At 66.9% G+C, this 24,497-nt stretch carries 24 protein-coding genes; 9 read left to right on the top strand and 15 right to left on the bottom strand.

Annotation, left to right across the window (positions count from 1 at the left end):
* Positions 1 to 126: 126 nt before the first annotated feature.
* A complete protein-coding gene (locus ACRCUN_RS19020; RefSeq protein WP_462143181.1) occupies positions 127 to 1,539 on the top strand; it encodes an amino acid permease in 1,413 nt (470 codons plus the stop codon).
* A 57-nt stretch (positions 1,540 to 1,596) separates the two neighbouring features.
* On the opposite strand, the gene ACRCUN_RS19015 is transcribed toward ACRCUN_RS19020, so the two are convergent.
* Positions 1,597 to 2,154 (bottom strand): carboxymuconolactone decarboxylase family protein, encoded by a 558-nt coding sequence (locus ACRCUN_RS19015; protein ID WP_462143180.1) that lies wholly within the window; start codon positions 2,152 to 2,154, stop codon positions 1,597 to 1,599.
* Between the two features lie 100 nt (positions 2,155 to 2,254).
* Between ACRCUN_RS19015 and ACRCUN_RS19010 the strand changes: the two genes are divergently transcribed.
* The 3 genes from ACRCUN_RS19010 to ACRCUN_RS19000 all read left to right on the top strand — a co-directional run bounded on the left by ACRCUN_RS19010 (position 2,255) and on the right by ACRCUN_RS19000 (position 4,974).
* A complete protein-coding gene (locus ACRCUN_RS19010) occupies positions 2,255 to 2,848 on the top strand; it encodes a TetR/AcrR family transcriptional regulator (protein WP_462143179.1) in 594 nt (197 codons plus the stop codon).
* 27 nt (positions 2,849 to 2,875) lie between these two features.
* On the top strand, positions 2,876 to 3,583 hold the full coding sequence (locus ACRCUN_RS19005; RefSeq protein ID WP_462143178.1) for an SDR family NAD(P)-dependent oxidoreductase: 708 nt from the start codon (positions 2,876 to 2,878) through the stop codon (positions 3,581 to 3,583).
* A 239-nt stretch (positions 3,584 to 3,822) separates the two neighbouring features.
* Positions 3,823 to 4,974, top strand: coding sequence for an MCE family protein (locus ACRCUN_RS19000; protein ID WP_462143328.1), 1,152 nt, complete (start codon positions 3,823 to 3,825; stop codon positions 4,972 to 4,974).
* A 6-nt stretch (positions 4,975 to 4,980) separates the two neighbouring features.
* On the opposite strand, the gene ACRCUN_RS18995 is transcribed toward ACRCUN_RS19000, so the two are convergent.
* Both ACRCUN_RS18995 and ACRCUN_RS18990 read right to left on the bottom strand, forming a co-directional pair.
* Positions 4,981 to 5,898, bottom strand: a complete 918-nt coding sequence (locus ACRCUN_RS18995; protein WP_462143177.1) for a DMT family transporter — start codon at positions 5,896 to 5,898, stop codon at positions 4,981 to 4,983.
* A 105-nt stretch (positions 5,899 to 6,003) separates the two neighbouring features.
* The gene (locus tag ACRCUN_RS18990; RefSeq protein ID WP_462143176.1) at positions 6,004 to 6,297 is read right to left on the bottom strand and encodes a hypothetical protein; all 294 of its coding nucleotides are present in this window, start codon (positions 6,295 to 6,297) and stop codon (positions 6,004 to 6,006) included.
* Positions 6,298 to 6,514: 217 nt separating this feature from the next.
* Between ACRCUN_RS18990 and ACRCUN_RS18985 the strand changes: the two genes are divergently transcribed.
* The gene (locus tag ACRCUN_RS18985) at positions 6,515 to 7,969 is read left to right on the top strand and encodes an NHL repeat-containing protein (RefSeq protein ID WP_462143175.1); all 1,455 of its coding nucleotides are present in this window, start codon (positions 6,515 to 6,517) and stop codon (positions 7,967 to 7,969) included.
* 1 nt (position 7,970) lies between these two features.
* Here the strand turns inward: ACRCUN_RS18985 and ACRCUN_RS18980 are convergent, their stop codons facing one another.
* A complete protein-coding gene (locus ACRCUN_RS18980; RefSeq protein ID WP_462143174.1) occupies positions 7,971 to 8,681 on the bottom strand; it encodes a histidine phosphatase family protein in 711 nt (236 codons plus the stop codon).
* Between the two features lie 30 nt (positions 8,682 to 8,711).
* Here ACRCUN_RS18980 and ACRCUN_RS18975 point away from each other — a divergent pair, with 30 nt between their 5' ends.
* Positions 8,712 to 9,371 (top strand): O-methyltransferase, encoded by a 660-nt coding sequence (locus tag ACRCUN_RS18975; RefSeq protein WP_462143173.1) that lies wholly within the window; start codon positions 8,712 to 8,714, stop codon positions 9,369 to 9,371.
* A gap of 84 nt (positions 9,372 to 9,455) precedes the next feature.
* Here the strand turns inward: ACRCUN_RS18975 and ACRCUN_RS18970 are convergent, their stop codons facing one another.
* Positions 9,456 to 10,283 (bottom strand): AraC family transcriptional regulator, encoded by an 828-nt coding sequence (locus ACRCUN_RS18970; protein WP_462143172.1) that lies wholly within the window; start codon positions 10,281 to 10,283, stop codon positions 9,456 to 9,458.
* A 25-nt stretch (positions 10,284 to 10,308) separates the two neighbouring features.
* On the opposite strand from ACRCUN_RS18970, the gene ACRCUN_RS18965 reads away from it, so the two are divergent.
* Complete coding sequence (locus tag ACRCUN_RS18965; RefSeq protein ID WP_462143171.1) at positions 10,309 to 11,571, top strand: amidohydrolase family protein; 1,263 nt, start codon at positions 10,309 to 10,311, stop codon at positions 11,569 to 11,571.
* Between the two features lie 3 nt (positions 11,572 to 11,574).
* On the opposite strand, the gene ACRCUN_RS18960 is transcribed toward ACRCUN_RS18965, so the two are convergent.
* The 9 genes from ACRCUN_RS18960 to ACRCUN_RS18920 all read right to left on the bottom strand — a co-directional run bounded on the left by ACRCUN_RS18960 (position 11,575) and on the right by ACRCUN_RS18920 (position 22,213).
* Positions 11,575 to 11,994: a Rieske (2Fe-2S) protein gene (locus ACRCUN_RS18960; protein WP_462143170.1), complete on the bottom strand. Its 420-nt coding sequence runs from the start codon at positions 11,992 to 11,994 to the stop codon at positions 11,575 to 11,577.
* An 11-nt stretch (positions 11,995 to 12,005) separates the two neighbouring features.
* Positions 12,006 to 12,524 carry a DUF6529 family protein gene (locus ACRCUN_RS18955; protein WP_462143327.1) on the bottom strand — a complete coding sequence of 173 codons (519 nt, stop codon included), beginning with the start codon at positions 12,522 to 12,524 and terminating at the stop codon, positions 12,006 to 12,008.
* A 73-nt stretch (positions 12,525 to 12,597) separates the two neighbouring features.
* Positions 12,598 to 13,062 carry a hypothetical protein gene (locus ACRCUN_RS18950; protein ID WP_462143169.1) on the bottom strand — a complete coding sequence of 155 codons (465 nt, stop codon included), beginning with the start codon at positions 13,060 to 13,062 and terminating at the stop codon, positions 12,598 to 12,600.
* Between the two features lie 75 nt (positions 13,063 to 13,137).
* Positions 13,138 to 13,626 carry a hypothetical protein gene (locus tag ACRCUN_RS18945; protein ID WP_462143168.1) on the bottom strand — a complete coding sequence of 163 codons (489 nt, stop codon included), beginning with the start codon at positions 13,624 to 13,626 and terminating at the stop codon, positions 13,138 to 13,140.
* The gene (locus ACRCUN_RS18940; RefSeq protein WP_462143167.1) at positions 13,623 to 14,828 is read right to left on the bottom strand and encodes a cytochrome P450; all 1,206 of its coding nucleotides are present in this window, start codon (positions 14,826 to 14,828) and stop codon (positions 13,623 to 13,625) included. Before ACRCUN_RS18940 ends, ACRCUN_RS18945 begins: the two co-directional genes overlap by 4 nt.
* 102 nt (positions 14,829 to 14,930) lie before the next feature.
* On the bottom strand, positions 14,931 to 17,090 hold the full coding sequence (locus ACRCUN_RS18935; protein WP_462143166.1) for an acyl-CoA dehydrogenase family protein: 2,160 nt from the start codon (positions 17,088 to 17,090) through the stop codon (positions 14,931 to 14,933).
* A gap of 103 nt (positions 17,091 to 17,193) precedes the next feature.
* On the bottom strand, positions 17,194 to 18,933 hold the full coding sequence (locus ACRCUN_RS18930; protein WP_462143165.1) for an ABC transporter ATP-binding protein: 1,740 nt from the start codon (positions 18,931 to 18,933) through the stop codon (positions 17,194 to 17,196).
* Entirely contained in the window at positions 18,930 to 21,500 is a 2,571-nt protein-coding gene (locus ACRCUN_RS18925) for an ABC transporter ATP-binding protein/permease (protein WP_462143164.1), read from the bottom strand. The genes ACRCUN_RS18930 and ACRCUN_RS18925 overlap by 4 nt, the downstream gene beginning before the upstream one ends.
* A complete protein-coding gene (locus ACRCUN_RS18920; RefSeq protein ID WP_462143163.1) occupies positions 21,500 to 22,213 on the bottom strand; it encodes a TetR/AcrR family transcriptional regulator in 714 nt (237 codons plus the stop codon). The genes ACRCUN_RS18925 and ACRCUN_RS18920 overlap by 1 nt, the downstream gene beginning before the upstream one ends.
* A 112-nt stretch (positions 22,214 to 22,325) precedes the next feature.
* Between ACRCUN_RS18920 and ACRCUN_RS18915 the strand changes: the two genes are divergently transcribed.
* The gene (locus ACRCUN_RS18915) at positions 22,326 to 22,946 is read left to right on the top strand and encodes a TetR family transcriptional regulator (protein WP_462143162.1); all 621 of its coding nucleotides are present in this window, start codon (positions 22,326 to 22,328) and stop codon (positions 22,944 to 22,946) included.
* Positions 22,943 to 23,599, top strand: a complete 657-nt coding sequence (locus ACRCUN_RS18910; RefSeq protein WP_462143161.1) for an enoyl-CoA hydratase-related protein — start codon at positions 22,943 to 22,945, stop codon at positions 23,597 to 23,599. Before ACRCUN_RS18915 ends, ACRCUN_RS18910 begins: the two co-directional genes overlap by 4 nt.
* On the opposite strand, the gene ACRCUN_RS18905 is transcribed toward ACRCUN_RS18910, so the two are convergent.
* On the bottom strand, positions 23,596 to 24,486 hold the full coding sequence (locus ACRCUN_RS18905; RefSeq protein WP_462143160.1) for an SDR family NAD(P)-dependent oxidoreductase: 891 nt from the start codon (positions 24,484 to 24,486) through the stop codon (positions 23,596 to 23,598). The genes ACRCUN_RS18910 and ACRCUN_RS18905 overlap by 4 nt on opposite strands.
* Positions 24,487 to 24,497 lie beyond the last annotated feature (11 nt).

Here is a 24,497-nt window from a genome sequence, read left to right as displayed (position 1 = left end):
TTCCCGCTCTAAGTATTGTATCGATCGATCGAACTAGGTAGATTGTGGCTTGTCCCACATTCCGTGCGCCATCTGCCGCCACCAACTTTTGGCCGCTTCACGAGCTGACATTCCAGGAGAGAATCCATGATCACTGAGGTCGAATCCGATCCAAACCGGCCGCTGCGCCGGGTACTTCAGCAGCGCCACCTGACGATGATCGCGTTGGGTGGCATCATCGGCGCCGGCTTGTTCGTCGGTTCCGGTTCGGTGATCCAAACCGCCGGTGCGCTGGCACCTTTGGCGTACGCGATCGGTGGTTTGGTGCTGCTGCTCGTCATGCGAATGCTTGCCGAGATGGCATCGACGCGACCGGCGGTAGGTTCGTTTGCCGAGTACGCCAGACTCGCCCTAGGCCCGGGCGCTGGGTTCATCATTGGCTGGACCTACTGGTACTTCTGGGTTGTCGTCGTTGCCTTCGAAGCCGTCGCCGGCGCCGAGATCATCGGCGCTTACCTACCGGAATACCCCCTGTGGATCATTGCCGCGACCATCATGGCGGTGATGACCGTGATCAATATGCTATCGGTGCGCGCCTTCGGTGAGACCGAGTTCTGGTTTGCCTCAATCAAGGTCGTGACAATCGTGGCATTCTTGCTCGTCAGCATCGCCGGGCTTGCCAATGTTCTTCCCGGCCAACACCACGAGATCGCGCCCATGAACGCACCCGATGGCCTCAACGGCGTGCTCGCAGCGTTGACCGTGGTGGTCTTCTCGTACTTCGGCGCAGAGATCGTCACCGTCGCCGCGGCGGAGGCGAAGGACCCGGTCCGTGCCGTGAGTCAGGCAACCAAGACGGTGGTGTGGCGCGTCATCGTGTTCTACGTCGGCTCGGTCACGCTCATCGTCCTGCTGGTTCCATACTCTGACATCCACGCCGGGGCGAGCCCCTTCGTCACGGCCCTCGATCTGCTCGAAATACCCGGCGCCGCACAGGTGATGCAATTCGTCATCTTGACCGCCGTTCTGTCCCTGTTGAATTCGGGCATCTACACGTCATCGAGAATGATGTTCGCGCTCGCGGAACGCGGCGAGGCCCCACGCGCGTTGCTCGGCGTCACCAAGCGTGGCACCCCGGCCCGCGCGATCCTGCTCGCCACTGCCGCCGGCTGGGTCTCAGTAGCGGTTGCCTACATCGCCCCCGAGTCTGTTTTCGAGTTCCTGCTCAATGCGGCGGGCAGCGTCGCATTGGTCATCTACGGCACCATCGCGGTATCCCAGATTCGGCTTCGCCGGGCTCTCGAACACGAAGGCGGCCGCCCTACTGTCGCCATGTGGGCGTTCCCCTATCTGAGCTGGTTCACGGTGGCGCTCCTGGCGGCGACGATCGTCGGCATGCTGGCCATACCGTCCGCCCGCAGCCAGTTGGCCGTCGGACTGATCGCACCCGCCGCCATCGCCTGCATCTACGTTCCGGTTCGGTGGTGGCGTCGTAAGACCACAACACGCAGCGACCTTCCACAGCCGAAGCCGGACCACGCCGGCGATATCAGCAGGTGACGACCGCCAGGCCGAACGCCTTGGGGCACCCTGCCAGCGACGCCCATCTCATTGCACCTAACCCAGTGCCGCGTAGAACTCGTCGTTACCCGCGCCCGGCTCCAGCTCGACATCAAAGGTGTTGAGCGCCAGCGCGAGTGTGGTGTAGCCGCCGTAGGTGAAGATCAGGTCCATGCGCTGCCGGTCGTCGAGACACTCGCCAAGCCGCGCCCAGGTCTGCGCCGTCATCCGCGAGCCCGAGTTCAGCTCGTCCACCGCGTCGAGCACGGCCTGGTCGAATGCGTCTGCGGCAACCCCGCTTTGGGCCGATGCGATTTCGGCGTCCGTGAGCCCCAGTACGCGACTCATGGCGTGGTGATGTCCCCACTCGTACACGCAGCGATGCAGGTGCGCGGTCCGCAGGATGACCAGTTCCCTGACGCGGTCGGGCAGCGTCGAGCCCTGCTGAAGATATGTGTTGAACGGCAGGAACGCCCCGGCGAGCACCGGATGGCGGACAAGCGTCGCCAGCGCGTTGCCCGCGTCGTCGGGGTTGCGCCGCTCCGGCGGCACGGTGGAGGCCAGTGCGTCGCGCGCGGAATCATCCCAGTCCTCGGCCGGCAACGGCGTCAACATCGGCATAGTCCTCTCGGTGTCGATCTGCTTTACGATCGACTAGCAAGCTACTTTACGATCGTAAAGTAGATCGGCGAGGAACGCACATGAGAGGGGCCCGATGAGAACCGTCGCTGACGAACCGGCCGGCGTCGGCGCGAGCCGTGCGGCCACCCGAGAGCGCCTGGTCGATGCCGCCGTCAAGCTGTTCACGCGCCACGGCTTCGCGGGTACCTCACTGCAGATGATCGCCGACGAGCTGGGTTTCACGAAGGCCGCGATCTACTACCACTTCCGCACCCGCGAGCAGCTGCTCAGCGCGGTGGTCGAGCCGATCCTCGAAGAATTGCGGACCGTCGTCGACGCCGCCGAACAACAGCGCAGCGCCCATGCCCGTGCCGACCGCATGGTGTGTGGCTACGCCGAGATCGCCGTACGCAATCGTGCGCTCGTGGCCGTGCTGGCCGGTGATCCGAGCGTCAACGAGGCGCTGCGCACCCGGCCCGAATGGGACGCGGTGATCGACCGCCAGCTGGCGCTGCTGGCCGACGTCGACCCGGGCCCCGCCGGTGAGGTCAAGGCCTCGATGGTCTTCTCCGGAATCGCAGGCGCCGCCGCGACGGCCGTCGACGACGACGACTTCTACCGGTACGCGGTGGAAGCCGGACGGCGCACGCTCGGTCTGCGCGCCTCCCGCCGGACCGAAAAGGACTGACAATCAATGGTTTACGAAGGGGAAAGCATGACAACCAAGACAGCTCTGGTCACGGGCGGCGTGTCGGGTATCGGCAAGGCCATCGCCGAACGCCTTGCGGCCGACGGGTATCAGGTCGCCACGCTCGACCTGACCAACACCGGTGCCGAACACGCCTACACGGCCGACGTGACCGACCGCGCCCAAGTCGACGCGGTGTTCAAGGCTGTGCGTGACGAACTGGGTCCGGTCACGATCCTGGTGAATGCCGCAGGCCTCAGTGGTTTCAAGCCGTTCGCCGACATCACGTTCGAGGAGTGGCAACGCGTGGTGGACGTCAATCTCAACGGCGTCTTCCATGTCGTGCAAGCCGCGCTGCCCGACATGGTCGCGGCGGGCTGGGGCCGGATCGTCAACATCTCGTCGTCGAGCACACACTCCGGGGTGCCGTACATGAGCCACTATGTGTCGGCGAAATCGGCGGTCAACGGCCTGACGAAATCCTTGGCTCTCGAGTACGGCCCGGCGGGTATCACCGTCAACGCCGTCCCCCCGGGCTTCATCGACACCCCGATGCTGCGCGCCGCGGAGGCACGCGGCGAACTCGGCAATATCCAGGACACGATCGACGCCACCCCTGTGCGCCGCATGGGCAAGCCCGAGGATATCGCCGCGACCTGCTCGTTTCTGGTCTCCGATGAGGCCGGCTACATCACGGGTCAGATCGTCGGCGTGAACGGCGGCCGCAACACCTGATGGCATTTCGTCTGTGACGGAAGTCTCGCGCCGCGCGGGATTTGATGTTCACCGCACTGGCGCCATTTAGTTGCTTTTGTCTCCGGTTGTTTGCGACAGTTTGCTGAGTTCGACTAACTCGCTGCGTCAATAATCGGGGGTTTCAGCGCGTGGCCTCATCCGCGGCGTTACGGGACCGCATCGGTCGGCGGTTCAAGCACTGGCGCTATGACCCGCCGTACAAGTCCGCATGCGCAGGCATGGTCATCCTGATCGTGGCGGTCCTGTCCCTGACGTGGATGCAGTTCCGGGGCGTGTTCGAGCCGACGACTCAGCTGACCGTGTTGTCGGGCCGCTCGGGGTTGTCCATGGACCCAGGGTCCAAGGTAACGTTCAACGGCGTGCCGATCGGCCGGTTGTCAGCGGTCGACGTGCTCGAATCCGACGGAGACACACAGGCCAAATTGACGCTGGACGTCGACCCGAAGTACCTCAAGCTGATCCCCGAGAACGTGCACGCCGAGTTGCGGGCGACGACGGTGTTCGGCAACAAGTACATCTCGTTCGTCGCGCCCGAGAACCCGTCCGCCGCACGTTTGTCGGCCGCGACGCCGATCCACGCTCAGGGCGTCACGACGGAGTTCAACACGCTGTTCGAGACCATCACGGCGATCTCCGAACAGATCGACCCGATCAAGCTCAACGAAACTCTCACTGCCACGGCGCAGGCACTCGACGGGCTCGGCGACCGGTTCGGCCGGTCGGTGGTCGACGGTAACGACATCCTGGCCGATCTCAACCCGCGCATGCCCCAGATCCGCCGCGACATCACGGGTTTGGCGGACCTGGGCGAGCTCTACGCCGACGCGTCCCCCGATCTGTGGGACGGGCTGACGAATGCGGTGACGACCGCGCGCACGCTCAACGATCAGCGCAACAACCTCGATCAGGCGCTCGTCGCGGCGGTCGGATTCGGCAACACCGGCGGCGACATCTTCGAGCGGGGCGGGCCGTATCTGGTGCGTGGTGCCCAGGACCTGCTGCCGGTCTCCGAGATGCTCGACCGCAACAGCCCGGCCCTGTTCTGCATGGTCCGCAATTACGCCGAGGCGGCCCCGAAGTTCGCCCAGCAGACCAGCAATGGGTATTCATTCCAGCTGCTCGACTTCGCGGTCGGCGCAGGCAACCCGTGGGTGTACCCGGACAACCTGCCGCGCGTGAACGCCACGGGCGGACCCGAAGGGCGGCCCGGCTGCTGGCAGCCGATCACGCGGGACTTGTGGCCTGCCCCGTATCTGGTGCTCGACACGGGCGCGTCGATCGCGCCCTACAACCACTTCGAACTCGGCCAGCCGATCATGTCCGAGTACGTGTGGGGCCGGCAGATCGGTGAGCACACGATCAATCCGTGACGGGTGCTAGCTGGGCCGGCCCGCTGCCTTCGCCTTCAACTCGGCCTCGAGTTCGGCTTCCAGCTTCTCCTCGTAGGCACCCTCGTCGCGACCCAGTGCGATCGTGGAAGCCGCCATCGCGCCGATCGCCAGCGACAGCGCAACGGGTTCCCAGCCGGTGATCGACAGATGCTCGCCAAGCACGATCGAGCCGAGCATCACCGCCACGACCGGTTCGAGCACGAGCATCGTCGGCACAGAAGTCTGCAGTGAGCCGGCATGGAACGCCGACTGCTGCAGAAGCGTCGCCACCACGCCGAGCAGCACGACCAGATACAGCGCCGGGGTGGCCAGTGTGGCGAGCATGCTGCCCTCGGCAACCATGTGCATCACGATCTTCGTGAGCACCGCAACCACGCCCAACATGACGCCGACCGCGGCCGCGAGCAAGACGGCTCGGCGCCAGTTCGTGCTGCGCGTGGCGACCAGGACGAACAGGGTCACGACGATGGCGCAGACCACGGCCACCGTCACAGTCGTCGACACCGGAACCGCGTAGCTGCCGGTACTCGACCTGGCCAGGACGACGAACACCGTGAGCGCCGTCGTCAACAGCAGCGCCCACAGCCATTCGGCGCGAGTCACCCGGCGATTGGCGAGATGGGCGCTCAACGGGAGCGCGAACAGCAACGCGGATACGAGCACGGGTTGCACCAGCAGCAGGGAGCCGAACCCAAGTGCCAGCGCCTGGAACGCATACCCCGCGACGGCGGACGCGGTCCCCGCCCACCACAGTTTGCGGCGCAACAGCGTTCGCAGCATCGCGGTGCTGACGCCCTTCTCCGGCGGTACGTCCATCGTGGCGCGTTGCCGCACCACGATGCCGATCGCCGCGAAAACAGCGGCGCACAGGGCGAACAGCACCGCGAGACCGTTGCCGAGCAAGCCTCGTCAACCCCTTTCGGGCCAGTGTCGGTCGGCCCCCTGGAGGCGAGAAGGCCCAGTCACCTTCAACCGTAGAGCGCCGCGGCGAGGCGTGCCTATCGGGGGCTAGACGACCTGCAGATGTGGCCGCTGTGGTTGACCGGCGGGCGCAGCGGGTTCGGCGTGATCGGCGGGGGCGGGCGCGATCTTGTCGTTGACCGATGCGACGGCCAGATCGACCCGGTTCACCGCGGTGTCGCACAACACTCGCACCCGGCCGCTGGCGGTTTCGACGTCGTCGGCCGCACTGCGCAGGTAGGCCCGAACGTTGATCCGGAGCCGCTCGCCGGCGATGCGCATCCGCTGCCGCAACCGCTCGTCGACCTCGACGGTGACGTATGGCAGCAACCGAAACTTCATATGCCCCGCTCCCATCCTGGATGTCATGGCTCACAGTAGCTCCGACCAGGCGGTCAGGGGACCCAGACGTGATGGGCGCCGCAGGCTGGCGGATCCAGTAGCGCAGATCACAGTCGTGTGGTCCTTGGCTCAACCGATTCGCGTCAGATGCGGTTTCGTGACCGCGCGTCCGTAGCGTTCGGATCCCGACGAACCCGCCGGCGCCAGGAGTTGACGAATGTCCGTTACCGGATGGCCGGCAAAGTTCCTGGCGGCCGTGTTGGTGGCGGTCCTATCAGCGGCCGTGGCATTGCCGGACCCCGCGCACGCGGCCAGTCTGTACGGTCCGCAACTGCCCGACAATCCGCACGACGGCCCGGCCGGCACCGCGGCGATGCACGGCGACAGCGGCGCGTCGGACACCACACCGCTGCGCGGCCCCGGCACCCGCCACGTACTCACCCAGCCCATCGCGCTCGGCGCGGCGTGCCCGACCGTGCTGATCGGCCGCGACGGCATGCCCGTCGCCCTGTGCACGCAGGTTCTGGGCCGCACGCCGCGGGTCTACCTGCTCGACAAGACCACCGGTATTCCACTCGCGAGCATGGCGGTGGCCGCGGGCAGCCTGCTCGGCGGCGTCTATGCCTACTTGGACGACGCCGACCGCATGGTGCTCGTCGACGGCGACAACAACCTGATCCGGGTCGCTCACACGCCCAACAAGCTGGGGCTGTGGAACCTGGGCATCGCCGAGTCGACGCCGTTGGGTGCGGGTTTGCCCCCGGGCGACACCGTCACGAGCGTCGCGCCTGCCTACAACGGCAAGGTCTGGTACGCGACGGCAGGCGCCACCGTCGGCATCGTGGACACGGCCACAGGCGCGGTCACCTCGGTGGCGCTGCCGGCCGGCGAGCGGGTCGACAACAGCATCGCCACGGCACCACAGGGCACAGCTGTGGTGACGAGCCATGCGCTGTATGTGCTGACCGAAGACGCGGCAGGCAAACCGGTGGTGAAGTTCCGGGTCGGCTACGACCGTGGCTCGGCCCGCAAACCGGGCCAGCTCAGTTGGGGCAGCGGGTCGACGCCGACGTTCTTCGGCCCGGTCACGGGCGGCGATTACCTCAGCTTGATCGACAACGCCGACAACCAGGTGCATCTGTTGGTCGTCGATTCGGCTTCCGGCGCCGTGGTGTGCACGACGCCGGTACTGACCTCCGGCGGGCCGGGCTCGGAGAACTCACCGATCGGCGCGGGCCGCACGGTCATCGCGGCGAGCACGTACGGCTATCCGTACCCCGCCGTGCCCGATGGGGCCGGGCCGGCGGTGCCGCCGACCGCACCGTTCGTCGGCGGCATGACACGCGTTGACGTCCGGGCGGACGGATCGGGTTGCGACGTGGTCTGGAACAACACCGTGCGTTCGGCGGCCGTGCCGAAACTCTCGGTGGCAGACGGTCTGATCGCGACGGTCACGCGCCACAATCCACTGGGCGACCAGTTCGGCACGTCGCCTGCCGACACGTACTTCTACGCCGCAGTCGACGCCGCGTCGGGCGCGCTGGTGACCGAACAGTTCATGAGCGCAACGATCGCCACCGACCCGATCCAGATGGCCGGGACGACGGCCCCCGACGGTGTGCTCTACCAGGGATCGGCGACGGGCATCCAGCGCATCGTGGGTCTGGGCTGACTCACCGTGGGTTGACGCCGTCCCAGTCGAGCAGCGTCCAGCCATCGGTCGGGTTGCCCTTGACCACGACATAGCCCGTGTTGTCGAGCGGATGGGTGCGCAGCAGCTGCGGATCGGGGTTGCCGACGTTCATGTTGACCCACAGCATGATCGCGCCGCCGTGGGAGTAGGCGACCGGTTTGTCGTCGCCGGTGTCGTAGATCTGCTGCACGGCCTGATCGAACCTCGCGTCGAATTCGTTGCCGTCGACCGATCCGGGAATCCGGGCCATGCGATCGCCTTGCAGCCACAGCTGGGGCGCGCCGAAGTACGTGTCGGCCGCGGCGGCCTCCGGTTGCCCCTCGTACACACCCGCCTCGAGTTCGCGGAGACCGGGCAGCACGGTGACCGGCTCATGAAGGCTGTCGGCCATGGGCCGAGCGGTCTGCTGAGTGCGGATCATGGTCGAGGCGAAGATTCCGTCGTAGTCGTTGCCCGAAAGTTTCTGTGCGCTCGCGAGCGCCTGGCTGCGGCCGAGCTCGGTGATCGAGGGGCCGGGGGTCGAAGTGTCGATGAGACCCGACGCGTTGCCCGCCGATTGCGCATGCCGCACGAACGTCAGGGTGATGGTGCGGTAACCGCCCGCCAGCGCCGTCGGTGTTGCACCCAAACCGGCCAGGACGGCCGTGATCACCGCAATACATAGCAGCTGCACAGCTTTCGTTCGACTCATGACCGTCCCATCGCGCGTACGTTCGTCAGCGTGGCTACCCTCAACGATGACAGAGTCGCCGGTGCGCTGGATCGGTTGTACACCGCGGCTTCCGAACAACAGGCCAGATTCCGCGCCGACGGCCCCGGCAGGTTCGCGCAGTTGGAGAACGCCAGCGCGCAGGAGCGCGCGGACGCGCTCAGCGACATCTACATGCCGGTGACACGCGAGGCCGGCCGGCTGCTGTATTCGCTCGTGCGGGCCGGCCGCCCACAAACCGTGGTCGAGTTCGGGATGTCGTTCGGCCTGTCGGCGCTGCATCTGGCGTCGGCGGTCCGCGACAACGGCACCGGCCGGGTGTTCACCACCGAACTCAGTGCGGCCAAAGTCGCGGCCGCCCGTGCGACGTTCGCCGAAACCGGACTCGACGACATCATCACGGTGTTGGAGGGCGATGCTCTGGAAACGCTGCGGACGGTTGCGGGCGACATCGGGTTCGTGCTGCTCGACGGCTGGAAGGAACTCTACCTCCCGGTCCTCAAAGTGCTTGAGCCCCAACTTGTTCCCGGAGCACTGCTGGTTGCCGACAACACCTCGATGGCCGGCACCCAGCTGTACCTGGACTACGTCCGTGACGAAGCGAACGGATACGTGAGCGTCAACTTCGCGGCCCGCGACAGCGACAGCATGGAGATCAGCTGCCGGTCATAAGCTGCTTCCCTGGCACCGCGAGCGACCGTGTCTGCACATCGACACGCCGTCTAAGCCGGCATTCGGCGGACGCTCGTCGGCGTACTACTGACGCGCACGAGCCCGGTACGCCGACGGGGTCTCACCGCTGAATTGGGCGAAGCACCGGGTGAACGCGCTCAGGCTCTCGAATCCGACCGCTGTCGCAGTGGCCTGCACCGACTGGCCCGGTGCGGCAAGCAGTGCCATCGCCCGCAGCATCCGCGCGTGCAGAAGATATGTGCGCCAAGACAATCCGAGCGTCTCGGCGAACAGACGGCGTAATGTCCGCTCCGACACCGACACCGCCCGGCTCACCTCGTCGGCAGTGACCGAATCCAGGTGCTCCTTGGTGTAGGCAAGCGCCGCGGCGACGATCGGGTGCTCGGAAGTCGGAAGGCTCAGTGGCGCCTCGTGATCGAGCGCCTCGACCACCAGATTTGCCAGGGTCTGGAAGAACGTGTCGGAGACTGCATCGCTGTCGGTGCGGTCGATCGGCCAGCGCAACGCGTAGATCATCATCTCGCGGATCAGCGGCGAGACGGCGATGATGCGCGCCCGGTCGCCGCCGGGGATCAGCCCGGGGTCGAACATCACCGCGACCGTCTTGACGTCCGGATTCATCACCGCTTGGTGCTCGAGGCCGGCCGGGATCCAGGCGGCCTGCTGTGGCGGCAGCAGGTAGTGCGCGGTGTCGGTCTCGACCTCGACCACCCCGTGCAGCGCGTACTCGATCTGGTGCACCTCATGCGAGTGCCAGCCGGTGATCAACCCTTCGCCCTCGTAGAGATAGCTGCCGGACGGCGCACGGCCGCCCCGGCGCAGTTCGATGACCGGCCGCGCAATGTTGGCCGATTGGGTCAAACCTCTGTCCGAAAGCGCAGAGCCGGTCACAGTTCTAGACGGTACTACTGAACCTATGCAGACCGACGACCTCATCCTGGTGAGCATCGACGACCACGTCGTCGAACCGCCCGACATGTTCCTGCGCCATGTCCCGGCCAAGTACAAGGACGAGGCGCCGATCGTCGTCACCGACGACAAGGGCGTCGACCAGTGGATGTACCAGGGCCGCCCGCAGGGCGTCAGTGGGCTCAACGCCGTGGTGTCGTGGCCCGCCGAGGAATGGGGCCGCGATCCGGCCGGGTTCGCCGAGATGCGTCCCGGCGTCTACGACGTGCACGAGCGCGTGCGCGACATGAACCGCAACGGCATCCTCGCCTCGATGTGCTTCCCGACGTTCACCGGGTTCTCCGCACGTCATCTCAACATGCATCGCGAGGAAGCCACGCTCGTCATGGTCTCGGCCTACAACGACTGGCACATCGACGAGTGGGCCGGTTCCTACCCGGACCGCTTCATCCCGATCGCGATCCTGCCGACGTGGAATCCCGAGGCGATGTGCCGCGAGATCCGCCGGGTGGCGGCCAAGGGGTGCCGCGCGGTGACGATGCCAGAACTGCCTCACCTCGAAGGGCTTCCGAGCTATCACGACGACGAGTACTGGGGCCCGGTGTTCCGGACGCTGTCCGAGGAGAACGTGGTGATGTGCCTGCACATCGGCACCGGATTCGGGGCGATCAGCATGGCGCCCAACGCGCCCATCGACAACCTGATCATCCTGGCCACCCAAGTGTCGGCGATGTGCGCGCAGGATCTGCTGTGGGGTCCCGCGATGCGCAATTACCCGGATCTGAAGTTCGCCTTCTCGGAAGGCGGAATCGGCTGGATCCCCTTCTATCTCGATCGCAGCGACCGTCACTACACCAACCAGAAGTGGCTGCGTCGCGACTTCGGCGACAAGCTGCCGAGCGATGTGTTCCGCGAGCACTCGCTGGCCTGCTACGTCACCGACAAGACGTCGCTGAAACTGCGCCACGAGATCGGTATCGACATCATCGCCTGGGAGTGCGACTACCCGCATTCCGACTGCTTCTGGCCCGATGCACCCGAGCAGGTGCTCGCCGAGCTCAACGCCGCGGGCGCAAGCGACTCCGACATCAACAAGATCACGTGGGAGAACTCCTGCCGGTTCTTCGGCTGGGATCCGTTCAAGCTGACGCCCAAAGACAAGGCGACCGCAGGGGCCCTGCGCGCCAAGGCCACCGACGTCGACGTGTCGATCCGCCCGCGAGCCGAATGGGCACGCCTCTACGAGCAGAAGCAGCTCGCGAAGGCCTGATGCTCACTGCAACGTGATCGAATCGCCCTGAACCGCAATCGGTTTTGCGTCCAGCGGGCGCTTTGCCGGGCCCTTCGCCACCGTACCGTCGAGGTTGAAGCTGCTGCCGTGGCACGGGCAGGTTATCGATGTGCCCACGACCTCGGACACCGCGCAGCCGGCGTGCGTGCACACCGACGAGAAACCTTGGAAGTCACCGGCCGTGGGCTGGGTGATGACGACAGCTTCCTTGCCGTCACCGACGATCACGCCGGATCCGACCGGCACGTCCGCGGTCTTGGCGATGACCTGCGGCTGAGCACCCTGCGGGGGCGCAGGTGCCGGTTCGGCCGGTGCTTTGCCGTAGGTGGCGCAGCCCGCGACGGTGCCTGCGGCCAGCGTGATCCCGGTGCCGACGAGGGCCTGACGACGAGACAGATACATGGAATCCACTTTCAGAAGGTGAGGCCGGTGGTGTCGAAGAACCACAGGGCCGAGGTCAACCAGACATAGACCAGCACGAAGAACAGCAGGCCGCCCACGATCGGAATGACCCACGGCCTGAGGTTTTTTCGCGTCAGCAACATCATCTTGGTGACGAACACGCCGTAGAAGAAGCAGCCGAACAGCGAGTGGAAGAACACCCGCGAGTCGGTGGACTGGAAGCCGAGCGCATACAGGCAGTGCACGGCTACGGGCACACTGGCCAGCACCGCGAGGCGCCCGGACCACACGTGTGCAGGCACGATCCAGGACGGGGAGCGGCCGCTCGGCGTCAGCCGGTACATCACGAACGCGGACACCAGCTGGAACACCGCAAGCGTCACGGCCAGGGTCGCGAGCCACGACTTGACCGCGGTGCCACTCGAGAACCCCGCGACGCTCACCGAAAAGAACTGTGGCTCATGCACTCTGCCGAAAACCCCGAGCGCGACGGCAACCGCCGCCCCGGCCACGACCGGCACCAGGACCATCGCGGTCCCCCGCGGCGCGACGACTGGCGCGGGCCGGGTCGGGGCGGCATGAAAGTCGGTGTCCGACGACTGCTCAGAAAACACTGGTCTCACCCGGCTTCGCGGTGAAGTTCCAACGCTTCTCACCGATCCGCAGGTTTCCGACGACGGTGTTGCCGACATGGCGTCCGTCGAGCTGTGCGGCTGAATCGGCACTCACGAGTTTCAGCACGCCGTCCTCGGCGCTGCCGGAAAGCCACGTCTCGACTCCTTTGTTGTCGCAGGCGTAGGCCCTCGCGGTGGTTCCGGTGACACTGATCTGCAGACCCAGGTTTCCGTTCTTGGTCGGGATGTCGGCGATGAAGTCCTCGCGCGCACCGAACGGGGCCGGGGCGGGCGTTGTCGGAGCCACCGATGGCGATACCGGGGCCGGGGCAGCGGTCGCCGCGACCGGCTGCGGCGCGGAAGCCTCGGGCTGCTGGTTGACATTCACCAGGAATATCCCGGTGCCCAGCGCCGCGACGGCGCCGAGGGTGAGGATGGGGCCTTTGATCTTCATGTCGACGAGCCTGCCCGCGGGGCACGTGGCGCTGCTTGGAGAACGTGTGGAGATCGCGTGGAGAAGTGCCGGAACTCAAGCGCGCAGGGTCGCGGCTTCCTCCTGTGAATCTGCCGTCGCGAAGTCCTCGGTCCAGCCCACCGCGAAGTCGGCCGCGCCGCACGCGGCAAGTGCTTCGGATTTGAACGCACGCCCGGCGGCGCTCAGCCGGTGGCATATGGCGCGATCGGCCTGCGCGGGCCTGCCCCAGATCAGCACCTCGGCAGGCCGGGACAGCAGGTCGGTATTCTCCTGTGCCGCAAGAAGATACAGGTCGGCGTCAATGGCAAGGAGACACCGGTCCTCCTCCGGCACGGCGCTGCCATCATCGGCGTCGACGAGCTCGGCGCCCAGAATCTGCAGCGGCCGCACATCGCCGGTGTCCGTCAACGACACCGTGACACGCCAGCCGCCCATCACCCGGTCCACGATCAGACCCGCCGCATGGGTCACCACGTCGGCCGCGTTGGTCGCGACAACGTGTAGCCGATAGGCCATCGGACCGGCGTTGCGGTCGGCCCTCATCGCAGCACCCGCACCGGCACGTGTGACCAGCCCGCAACGTTCTGCATACTCACGCGTTCGCAACGCGCCCAGTCCACTTCGAAGCGCGGCATGAAATCCAGGAGTTTGTCGAGTGCGATGGCGCATTCGAGCCGGGCCAGCGCTGCGCCAAGGCAGCTGTGGATGCCGTACCCGAACCCCAGGTTCTGTGCCTCGGTCCGATCGCGATCGATGTCGAACACGTCAGGATCCGTCCAGGCCTGCGGGTCGCGGTTCGCCGACCCACCGACCAGGAACACCGGCTTGCCCTCCGGAATCGTGACGCCGTGCAACCGCACCGCACGCTGTGACCGCCGCACGTTGTACTGTGCCGGCGCCTCGTAGCGCAGCAGCTCTTCGATCGCGGCGGGGATCTTGTCGCGGTCGTCGTAGAGCGCCTGCCACTGCTCGGGATGACGGCCGAACAACACTGCGGCACTGCCGATCAGCTTGGTCACCGTTTCGGCTCCGGCACCGCCGAGCAGCGTTGCGAAGCCCGCGATCTCGGAGTCCCGCAGCCGCGACGACCGCCCGTCCTCGCGTTCGATCTCGGCGGCGACCAGTTGGCTGATCATGTCGTCTCGCGGTTCGGCCCTGCGCTGTTTGATCAGGTCGTAGTACATCAGCCAGGCCTGTGCCATGGCTTCGATCCCAGCTTCGGACATGTCGATCTGACCGGGTTCGCGGTGCAGGTGTTCGTCGATCCACAACCGCACCTGCTGGCGGAGTTCGACGGGGACCCCGAGCATGCCCGTGATGATCTCGACGGGAAAGAACGCGGAGAAGTCCGAGACGACGTCGAATCCGTCCGGATCCACACCACCCAGGTACCGCTCGACCTGCGTCTCGACCAAGTCGCGCAGTGCGGAGATGGCCCGCGGTGTGAACACCTTGTTGACGAGGCTGCGCATGTGCCGGTGCTCGGGCGGGTCGAGCGAGATGATCATCTTCGCCTGCACCTTCTGCCCGGTTCGCACCATTCCGAGATCGACGCCGTATGCCGACGAATAGGTCTCGAAGTCCCTGAACGCCGCCGCCACGTCGGCGTGCCGGGTCAGCGCGTAGAAGTCGTACTCCTCGCTGTAATAGACCGGCGCTTCCTCGCGCATCCGCCGATAGGTCTCGTAGGGACCGTTGAAGAAGTCCGCCGAGAACGGATCGAACACCAATTGAGCCGTCGTCACCTGACCTCCCCGCCACCCGACACCATTCCGGGACGACTAACTGTAATAGTTACAGTAGTGGGAGCTCAAGTCCGGCCGGGAACGACACAGCCGGGCCGACGACTACTTGATGAGCGGATCTCGCGGCATACCGAGGATCCGCTCGGCGATCTGGTTGCGGGTGACCTCGGACGTGCCGCCGGCGATCGCCATCGCCCGCGCACCCATTGCCATCTGTGCGGCGATCCCGGCCGGGCCGTCCATCAGTGCGACGTCGGGCCCCAGCAGGGCACACCAGATCGCTGCGTATTCGCCCATGTGCTCGGCGAGCTTGAGTTTGGTGATGTTGCCTTCCGGCCCCGGGCCCGCGCCCTCGATGCTGCGGACCGCGCGCCGCAGATTGAGCAACCTCATCGAATGGTCGTTGGCGATGAAGTTCCCGACCCGGACCTTGGCCCCGGCCAAGGCATCTGGGTGCTCGGCAAGAATCGGGACGAGTGCGGTGGGATCGACCCCGACGACACCGGAGCCACTGCCGATGCTCACCCGCTCGTTGCCGAGCGTCGCCCGGGCCACGGTCCAGCCGCTGTTGGGCTCGCCGACAACGTCCTCGTCGGCCACGAAGACGTCGTTGAAAAACACCTCGTTGAACTCCGAACCACCGCTGATCATCCGCAGCGGCCGGACCTCGACGCCCGGGGCTTTCATGTCGATCAGCACGGTGGTGATGCCGGCATGCTTGGCCGCATCGGGGTCGGTGCGTACGGTCGCGAGACCCCGCCTGCAGTAATGCGCACCGCTCGTCCACACCTTCTGCCCGTTGATCTTCCAGCCGCCGTCGACCCGCGTGGCGCGGGTCTTGATAGCCGCGGCGTCCGATCCGGCATCGGGCTCGGAGAACAGCTGGCACCAGATCTCTTCCTTGCGCAACGCCTTGTCGACGAATCGGTCGATCTGCGAAGGTGTCCCGTGTTGGATCAGCGTGAGGATCACCCATCCGGTGATGCCGTAATCCGGTCGCTTGACGCCCGCCGCGCGGAACTCCTGGTCTATGACCAACTGCTCGATCGAGTCCGCGGCCCGGCCCCAGGGCTTCGGCCAGTGCGGCATCACGTATCCCGTTGCGATCAACTTGTGGAGCTGGTCCTGGCCCTCCAGCTTCGCGAGATCGGCCGCATCGGCACGCACGGCGCCCCGCAGCGCCTCGGCCTCTGGCGGCAGATCGAGGCTGTTGGTCCGGCGCACACCCTCCGCGGTCAGGTCGAACACGTCATTCGCGGGGCCGTCGCCACCGAGCACCGCCCGAACGGTCATGGCTCGCCGCAGGTGCAGATGCGCGTCGTGCTCCCAGGTGAACCCGATGCCACCGTGCACCTGGATGTTGAGCTCGCTGTTGCGGACATACGCGGGAAACGCTTGCGCCGCAGCGCCTGCCGCCATCAAGCGGAATTGCTTTTCGTCGGCGTCGGCGGCGCGCGCCGCGTCCCACACGAGTGCCACGGCCGACTCGGCAGCCACGATCATGTTGGCACAGTGATGTTTGATGGCCTGGAAGGTCGCGATGGTGCGGCCGAATTGCTCACGCACCTTGGCGTATTCGACTGCGGCATCCACACAGTCCGATGCCCCGCCCGCGGCTTCGGCGGCCAGCAGCAGCCGGGCCCTGGCCACCGCGCCCGCGCGCGCACCACGGAGGGTTTCGGCGTCGGCCACCGCAACGGCGTCGAGCAGGACGCGTCCGGATCGGCGCGTCAGGTCCAGGTTCGTCGGCACCTCGACCGACACCCGCGCACGATCGATCACGAGCACGTCATCGCCGGACACGAGGAGCAGCAGATCGGCCGACGCGCCCCCGAGCACGACACGCGCGGTGCCGTTGGCGACCCCGTCCTCGACGGAGATGTCGTCTCCGAACCCGAAGCCGGCCGTCACCGAGCCGTCGATCAAGCCGGGTAACAGCCGCGCCTTCTGCTCGTCAGTGCCCGCGTGGTCGATCACCGCCGAGGCCACCACCGTGGGTACGAATGGGCCGGGCGCCACGGCGCGGCCGAGTTCGTCGACGATGACGACGAGTTCGGGCAACCCGTAGCCCGATCCGCCGTGCTCCTCGCCGATGTGCAGGCCGAGCCAGCCGAGTTTGGCGATCTCGTCCCAGAACACGGGCCGGTTCTCCTCCGGCGCGTCCAACAGCTCCCTGGCCGCGGCCCTGGCCTTCTGCGCAGTGAGGAACGAGCGTGCTACATCGGCCAGTTCGCGATGGTCGTCGGTCAGCGCAATCCCCATGGTGAGCCCCTTTGCCCTACGAGAGTGTTCTCGACTTGACGCGTGTCGAATTCGCGCCAACGCTACCGCGAGATCGAGACGCTCAACAGGGGGTTGGGCCGACTCAGTGCGTGATCTGCCAGTCCGCGGCCTCGTGTTGTTGGCGCCAGAACTCACGGAAACGGTGGCCCCGGCCGTTTTCGTCCAGCAGCTCGTCGATGCTGCCGTCCTCCACGATCCGCCCCGCGTCGAGGAACAGCACGCGGTCGGCGTGGCGGATGCTGGCGAGCCGATGCGCGACGATCACTCGCGTGCGGGCCTGAAGATCTGCGGTGAGTGCGTCGACGACGGCTGCCTCGTTCTCGTTGTCGAGCGCACTGGTCGCCTCGTCGACGAGCAGCACCGGCGCGGGTTTGACGAGGGCACGCGCGATGCCGACCCGTTGGCGCTCACCGCCAGACAGCGCCGTACCGGCCTCGCCGACCTTGGCGGCGTCGCCGTCTGGCAGCCGGCCGGTCAGCTCGTCGACGCGAGCCAGCCGGATCGCCCCCGCCAGTCGTTCGTCGTCCGCGGCCGGGTCGCCAACCAGGATGTTGTCCCGGATCGACCCGTCGAACAGGTATGGATGCTGGAACACCACACTGGTTGCGGCGCGCCGGGTTTCGGCGTCGAGCGTGGCGGCGTCGACGCCGTCGATCAACACTCGGCCCGCGGTCGGCTGATGCAACCCCGCGATCAGCGACAGGATCGTGCTCTTGCCTGAGCCCGACGGTCCGACGATCGCCGTGGTGCCGCCCGGTTCCAGCACGAAGCTCACGTTCTCCAGTACCTGGCTGTCGCCGTAAGCGAAGCTCACGTTGTCGAATTCGATGCGCGGCGCGGATTTCAGATCCGGCAGGCCCGCGGTCCCTGCGGTCAGGGAAGGGGCGTCGAGCACACCACGGATGCGGCCGAGTGTGGCACGCGTCGACTCGATCGCGGGCGCGAGTTCGCTCAACGCCGTGAACGGTTCGAGGTAGCGCGCGATCACGACGATCAGCGCGATGGCCTCTGGTACACCGAGTTCGCCGCGCACGGTGAGGACCGTGGCCATGCCGGCCAACAGGATCAGCGCCAGTTGGCTGGCCAGGCTGAACAACAGCTGCCCGGGAATCTGCATGGCCAGCAGGCGGACACTGGCGCCGTGCTGGGCGGCCAGCGCTCCGCCGACGAGGCTGCGCGCGGGCTCGACGCGCCGGGCCGCGCGCAGCGCCTGCTGGGTGCGGGCGAATTCGATGATGCGTTCGGTGAATGCGCTGTTGGTTTCGTCGGCGACGGTGTCGGCCTTGCGGCTCAGCCGGCCCGACGCCCACAGCGCGCCGAGCAGCACCACGACGCCGGCCAGCGCGGCCAGACCGAGCGGCGGCGACACCGCCAGCAGTGCCACCGCGATCGCGGCGGGCAACAGGATCGCGCCGATGAGCGGGGTCAGCAGATTGACCACCAGGCCGACGAGTTCGGGCCCGGTCGAGGCGATCGCCTGGCGGGCGGTCGCGGTGTGCTCGGCCGTCAGCCAGTCCAGCCGGATGTTCGGCAACCGGTCGGCCACGTCGTGCTGGGTGTTGTCCAGCACTGCGAACCCGAGCGCGAAGCCGAGCCGCGATGTCGTGGTGTCGACGATCCAGCCGGCCACGGTCGCGGCGGTGAGCCACCCCAACCAGGGCCACGCGTCGGCGGGCGTATCGCTGAACAGCGCGGCGACGAGCGGTACCAAAAGCACTGTTCCCACCGCGCGAATCAGCACCGATACCAGCGTGAGTACCGAGTAGACGCCCAGCTTGCCGCGCATCGCGGCCGGCACGAGAGCGATCAGCGTGCGGATCATCGGGCGGCCTCCCCGGCGGTGACGGCGTCGCGCCGGCCGGTCTCCCACAGCTGGTGGTAACGGCCGCCCGCGGCGAGTAATTGCTCGTGCGTGCCGGTTTCGATGATCCGGCCCGCGTCGAGCACGACGATCTGATCGGCGTGCGTGATGGTGTGCAGCCGGTGCGCGATCACCAGCACGGTCCGGTCCTTGGTCAGCCTGTTGAGTGCTTGCTGCACAAGGTATTCCGACTCGGGGTCGGCGAAGGCCGTCGCCTCGTCGAGGATCAGCACCGGCGTGTCGGCGAGGATCGCCCGTGCGATCGTGAGCCGCTGCTTCTCACCGCCGGACAGGCTCGAGGCCGCGCCGAGCGGGGTGTCGTAGCCGTCGGGCAACCGCAGGATACGGTCATGGATCTGGGCGTCGCGTGCGGCTTGCTGGATCCGTTCGATGCTTGCATCGGGATCGGCCAACGCGATGTTCTCCGCGACGGTGCCCGCCACCAGTTGGGTCTCTTGCAGCACGAACCCGACGCGGTGGTACAGCTCGTCGGCGGATAGCGAGCGAATATCGCTGCCGCCCACCGTGATCGAGCCCTCGCCCACGTCGTAGAAGCGGGCCAGCAGCGCGGCGAGTGTGGACTTGCCCGAACCCGACGGCCCGACGAGCGCGGTGACGGTTCCCGGCTTCAGGGCGAGCGAGACATCGTGGATCACGGGCACGCCCGGCCGGTACCCGAACGTCACGTTGTCGAAGGCCACATCGCCGGGCGCGGCAGCCGGACTCTCGCCGGCAACCACCGCGAGTTCGGCTTCGTCGAGCGCGGTCTGGATTCGCCGCGCCGCGAGCATGCCACCGCGGATACCGCTGAGCCCATAGCCGATACCGAGCAGTCGGACGCCGAATGTGGTGCCCAGCAACAGGAACGGCAGAAGATCAACCGGATTCATCGCACCGGCGACGATCATCGGAGTCCCGACGACCGCGATCAACCACAGGAACGTGCCGGGCCGCGTGACCAGATCCATCAAGGACTTCTTGCCGGTGAACGGCCGCTGCCAAGTCACCAGGAATTCGATGTACTCGTCGAGGCGGCGACGGAAGCTCGACGACGCGGCGCCGCCGAAAACCCGCACCACGGGCTGGCCTTCGAGGTATGCGCCGGCTTCGCCGCTCATCCGCTCGGCCCAGCGTTGCGCCTGCCCGATCTTCTGGCCGGACTGGATCGTCATGACCGACATCAACACGAGGTAGGTCAACACCGGGATGAACAGCACCAGTGCCAGGCGCCAGTCCACCACGAACAGATACACCAGCACGGCGATGGGCGCGATGACCGCCGCGACCGCGTCCGGGATGGCGTGCGTGACCAGATAGTGCAGGGACAGGGTGTCATCCTGCACAAGCTGTTTGATCGAGCCCGAACCGCGGGCGGTGAACCAGCCCAACGGCAACCGGGCCATTTTGGTCAACAGCCGGCTGCGCAGATCGCGCGCGAAATTGGCGTCGATCCAGTGCAGCCACAACGTCAGCGCCGCGGCGAGGAACGTTCCGGTGCCGAGCAGTCCGACCGCGGTCAGCCCGAGTGTCCACAGCCGGTCGGAGTCGGCGCCCGACAGCAACAGCCTGGCGAGTTCGACCAGCAGGACGAACGGCGCGAGTTGCACGAGGGTGATCAGCGCCTGCAGGACACCGGAGACGATCAGTTTGTTTTTCAGCGGCGCCAGCAGCCGGCCCGCGGCCTGGGCGCGCCAGTTGCCGCGGGCGCCGGTCGCGGGCACCGCGGCTTTGGGCTTATCTGCCGCCGGTTTTGCGGCGGCCGGTGCGGCGTCAGGAGTCTCGTCGTCGCGTTTGGTGCCCATCGCGCGGCCCTGATTCCAGTACGCCTGGGCGTGCAGTTCGGACTTGGGAAAGCCGAACTCGTCGCGCAGCCGGGTCCGCAGGTGCTTGAGCGAGCCGGCCTCCGGCGTCACCCAGCAGTACCAGTCCGACCAGTCTCTTGACTCAATCGCCGCAGCCAGCGACGCGGTGTCGTCGCGAACCACCCAGTGCAGAGTCAGCCGCGGATGCTCGGCGATCGGGATGAGCAGATCGCTCTCGTCGTGCTGCTCGAGGTAGACCTCGATGGGAATGTCGTGGGGGACAACGCCGATGATGCCGTTGATGGCCGGTGTCGCCGCGGCGTCACCGATCAACAGATAGCCGGCAGGCGGATCCTCGGGAACGGTGAAGCCGGGTGAACCCAGCGACATCACCGGAACGCTGTCTCCCGGCTTGGCCTCTCTGGCCCATCTTGAGGCCGGGCCCGCCGGCTCGTGCAGCACCACGTCGATCGTGAAATGCCCCGTCTCCGGGTTCATTTCGGTCATCGTGTATGCGCGCTGAAATTCGGTCTTCGAGCCGTCCGGATCGGGCACCCAGAAGCGCAGGTATGACGTCGGCTCGGCCACGGCGTCCTCGAACACCGTGGGCGAGACCATTCGGAGCCGCAGCAGATTAGGTGTCACCTGCTCGGTGCCGATCACGGTGGCCTGGTGATCACGCGCGCCGAAGCCACGCATCATCACCCCCTGGAATCCGCGTGCCATCAGCGGTCCTCTCCCGTGGCGGTCAGATCCACCACGATCTCGTCGATCGGTCTGCCGGGCGCCACCGTCGTCAGCAATCCCCGGATCAGAGCGTTCAGCAGCAAGTCCACGTACTGCCTGCTGGTCAGTTGCATGCCCGCGGTGTGTACCGGACCGAGCGCGGCGTCACCGGCGAGGCGCTCGGCGATCGCGTCGCGCTCCCGGTCGAAGCCCTCGTCGCTGACGCTGGCCTCGGCCTTGATCTCGTGCTGGGCGGCCAGTCCGATGGCCACCACGGCGACCGAGCTACTGAGCAGCGCGCCCGACTCAGGCGGGTAGCCGCGCCTGCCGAGGATGGACACCTCGTCGGCCAGGAGCCGCGCGCCCGCTTCGCCGCGGGGAAACAGCAGCTGCAGGTAGGCGGCGAGGCCGGGATGGTCGAGCGCGAAGCCGTGCAGCCGCACCCCGAAGGACAGCAGATGTTCCTCGATGGTTTCGTTCGGATCGTCGCCGAGTTCGAGTTCGGCGAGCAGGCTCTCCCCCACGAGCCGCTCAAGCTCCCAACGGCCGCCGATATGGCGATACAGCGCGGTCGCGGAGACCCCGAGCCGGGCGGCCACGGCGTTGACACTCAACCGCCGCATGCCCAGTTCGCGTCCCGCCTCGACGATGTCAGCCACCGCGATCTGCGGCGGACGCCCGCCGACGCGAGTTGCGACATCGTGGATCGCCACCAGTCCCCCATCGGGTCAACGGGAAAGTTACCCCCACAAACTAAGGGTGGCCTTACCGATCGTCAACCTCCACGTCTCGATAACCGATCAATCGCTCTGTTATTGTCACGGCATGCCGCGTCCCCGTGTGTACGACCCGGACGTCGTGCTCGATGCCGCCGAGGCGCTGGCCGTCGCATCGGGTGCGGCGGCCGTGACCGTCCGGGCGATCAGCGACGCGGTCGGTCTGTCGAACGGGGCGCTCTATCACACGTTCGGATCCAGGGCGGGCCTGTTGACGCGTGCCTGGCTGCGGGCCGGGCGCCGGTTTCTCGATCTGCAACGCGAACTGGTGACCGACGCCCGGCCGGGCCTCGACGCGATCGCCGCCGCCGCCCAGGCGCCCGTGGCCTTCGCCGAACGCTATCCGGACTCGGCGACGCTGCTGCTACGGATGCGCCGTGACGAGGTGCTTGGCGCCGACGCACCCGGCGAGCTGGCCACCGACCTCGCAGACTTGGAAAAATCGCTGGTGGACTTGATGATCCAGCTCGCCAGCGACGCCTGGGGGCGCCGTGATCGCGCTGCCGTGGACGCCGTGACAACGTGCGTCGTCGATCTACCGACCGCAATATTGCTGCACCGCAATCGACTTGCGGATCCGACGGCCCGCCGCCACCTGCGGGCGGCAGTCGACGCGGTGCTGGCCGTGGGGCCGGCACCGCAGAAACCCAGAGAAAGGGAACACCATTGACACCGACACTCGACTACGACGACGAGATCGCCGTCCTCGACCTCGGCGACGACGAGAACCGGTTCTCACCGGATTTTCTCGACGCGGTAGACGCGCTGCTCGACACGGTGCTCGACAAGGGCGCGCAGGGACTCGTGACGACCGCCGACAGCAAGTTCTATTCCAATGGCCTTGACCTGGATTGGCTTGGGGCACACAGTGACCAGGGACCGTGGTACGTCGGGCGGGTGCAGGGTCTGTTGGCCCGGTTCCTGACGCTGCCGATCCCAACGGCCGCGGCGGTGGTGGGCCATGCGTTCGGGGCAGGCGCGATGCTCGCCATCGCGCACGACTACCGGGTGATGCGGGCCGACCGCGGATTTTTCTGCTTTCCCGAGGTCGACATCCGCATCCCGTTCACGCCGGGCATGGCCGCACTGATCCAGGCGAAGCTGACTCCGCAGGCCGCGGTCGCCTCGATGACGACCGGTCGGCGGTTCGGCGGTGTCGACGCACACGAGCATGGGTTGGTCGACGCGACCGCGGCCGAAGGCGCGGTGACGCTCGCGGCGACCCAGATGCTGCGCCCGCTCGGCGGTAAAGACTCCGGCACGCTCGGCGCTATCAAACAGGTCATGTTCGGCCCGGCGGTCAGCGCGCTGCGGGCGGGCTAGACCGGGATCGCGGTTCCGGTCTCCCGCTCGGCGAATTCCACGACGCGGGCGGCAAATTCGTAGTCGCAGGCCACGGCCGACCGGCCGATCAGCACGGGGCCGCCGCGCAACCCGAATTTGCCGTCAACGCCGACATAGCTGCCGGGCGGGATGGGTTCGCTGATGCAGTAGAGCGTCGGGGCAGCCCCGGCGTCGATGTCATTGGCCATCACGTCCGCGACGGCCTTGACTCCCCGCTGGACCACTGACATGAGCGGCTTCTCGGACACGTTCGGCAGATTCGATGCGACCCAACCGGGGTGCGTGAGTTGCGTGACGATCGGCGAGCGCGCGGCCCGCAGCCGCCGATCGAGTTCGAGGCCCCACAGCATGACAGCCAACTTCGACCGGCTGTAGGCGCCCATCACCGTCCACTTGTTGCGGCGCAGGTGCATATCGTCGAGGCGCAGGGTGGCGCCACGGTGCGCATCCGAGCCGACGTTGATGATCTGCGACCGGATGCGCTCGAACAGCAGATTGGTCAGCGCGAACGGCCCGAGCAGATTGGTGCCGAGCGTCATCTCGAAACCGTCGACGGTGTCGGTCCGGTGTTGGCTGAGCGCGCCGGCGTTGTTGATGAGTACGTCGACGTCGCCGTCGAGGCGGCCGGGAAACGTGCGTACCGATGACATGTCGGCGAGATCGAGCTCGACCACCTCGGTCGACCCACCGATCTCGGCGGCACGCTGCGCGCCGAGTTCGATGTTGCGGACCGCGAGAACGACGTGGGCACCCGCGCGCGCCAATGCGCGAGCGGTTCCCAAGCCGACGCCGTTGGTCGCACCGGTCACGATGATGCGCTTGCCGCTCAGATCGCCGAGCCGGCTCGGCGCCCACCTGGTCGTCACATGGGTGAGGG

This window comes from Mycobacterium venezuelense, from assembly GCF_054919535.1.
The sequence above is the reverse complement of the archived record's forward strand: the minus strand, read 5'-3'. Positions and strand labels throughout refer to the sequence as shown.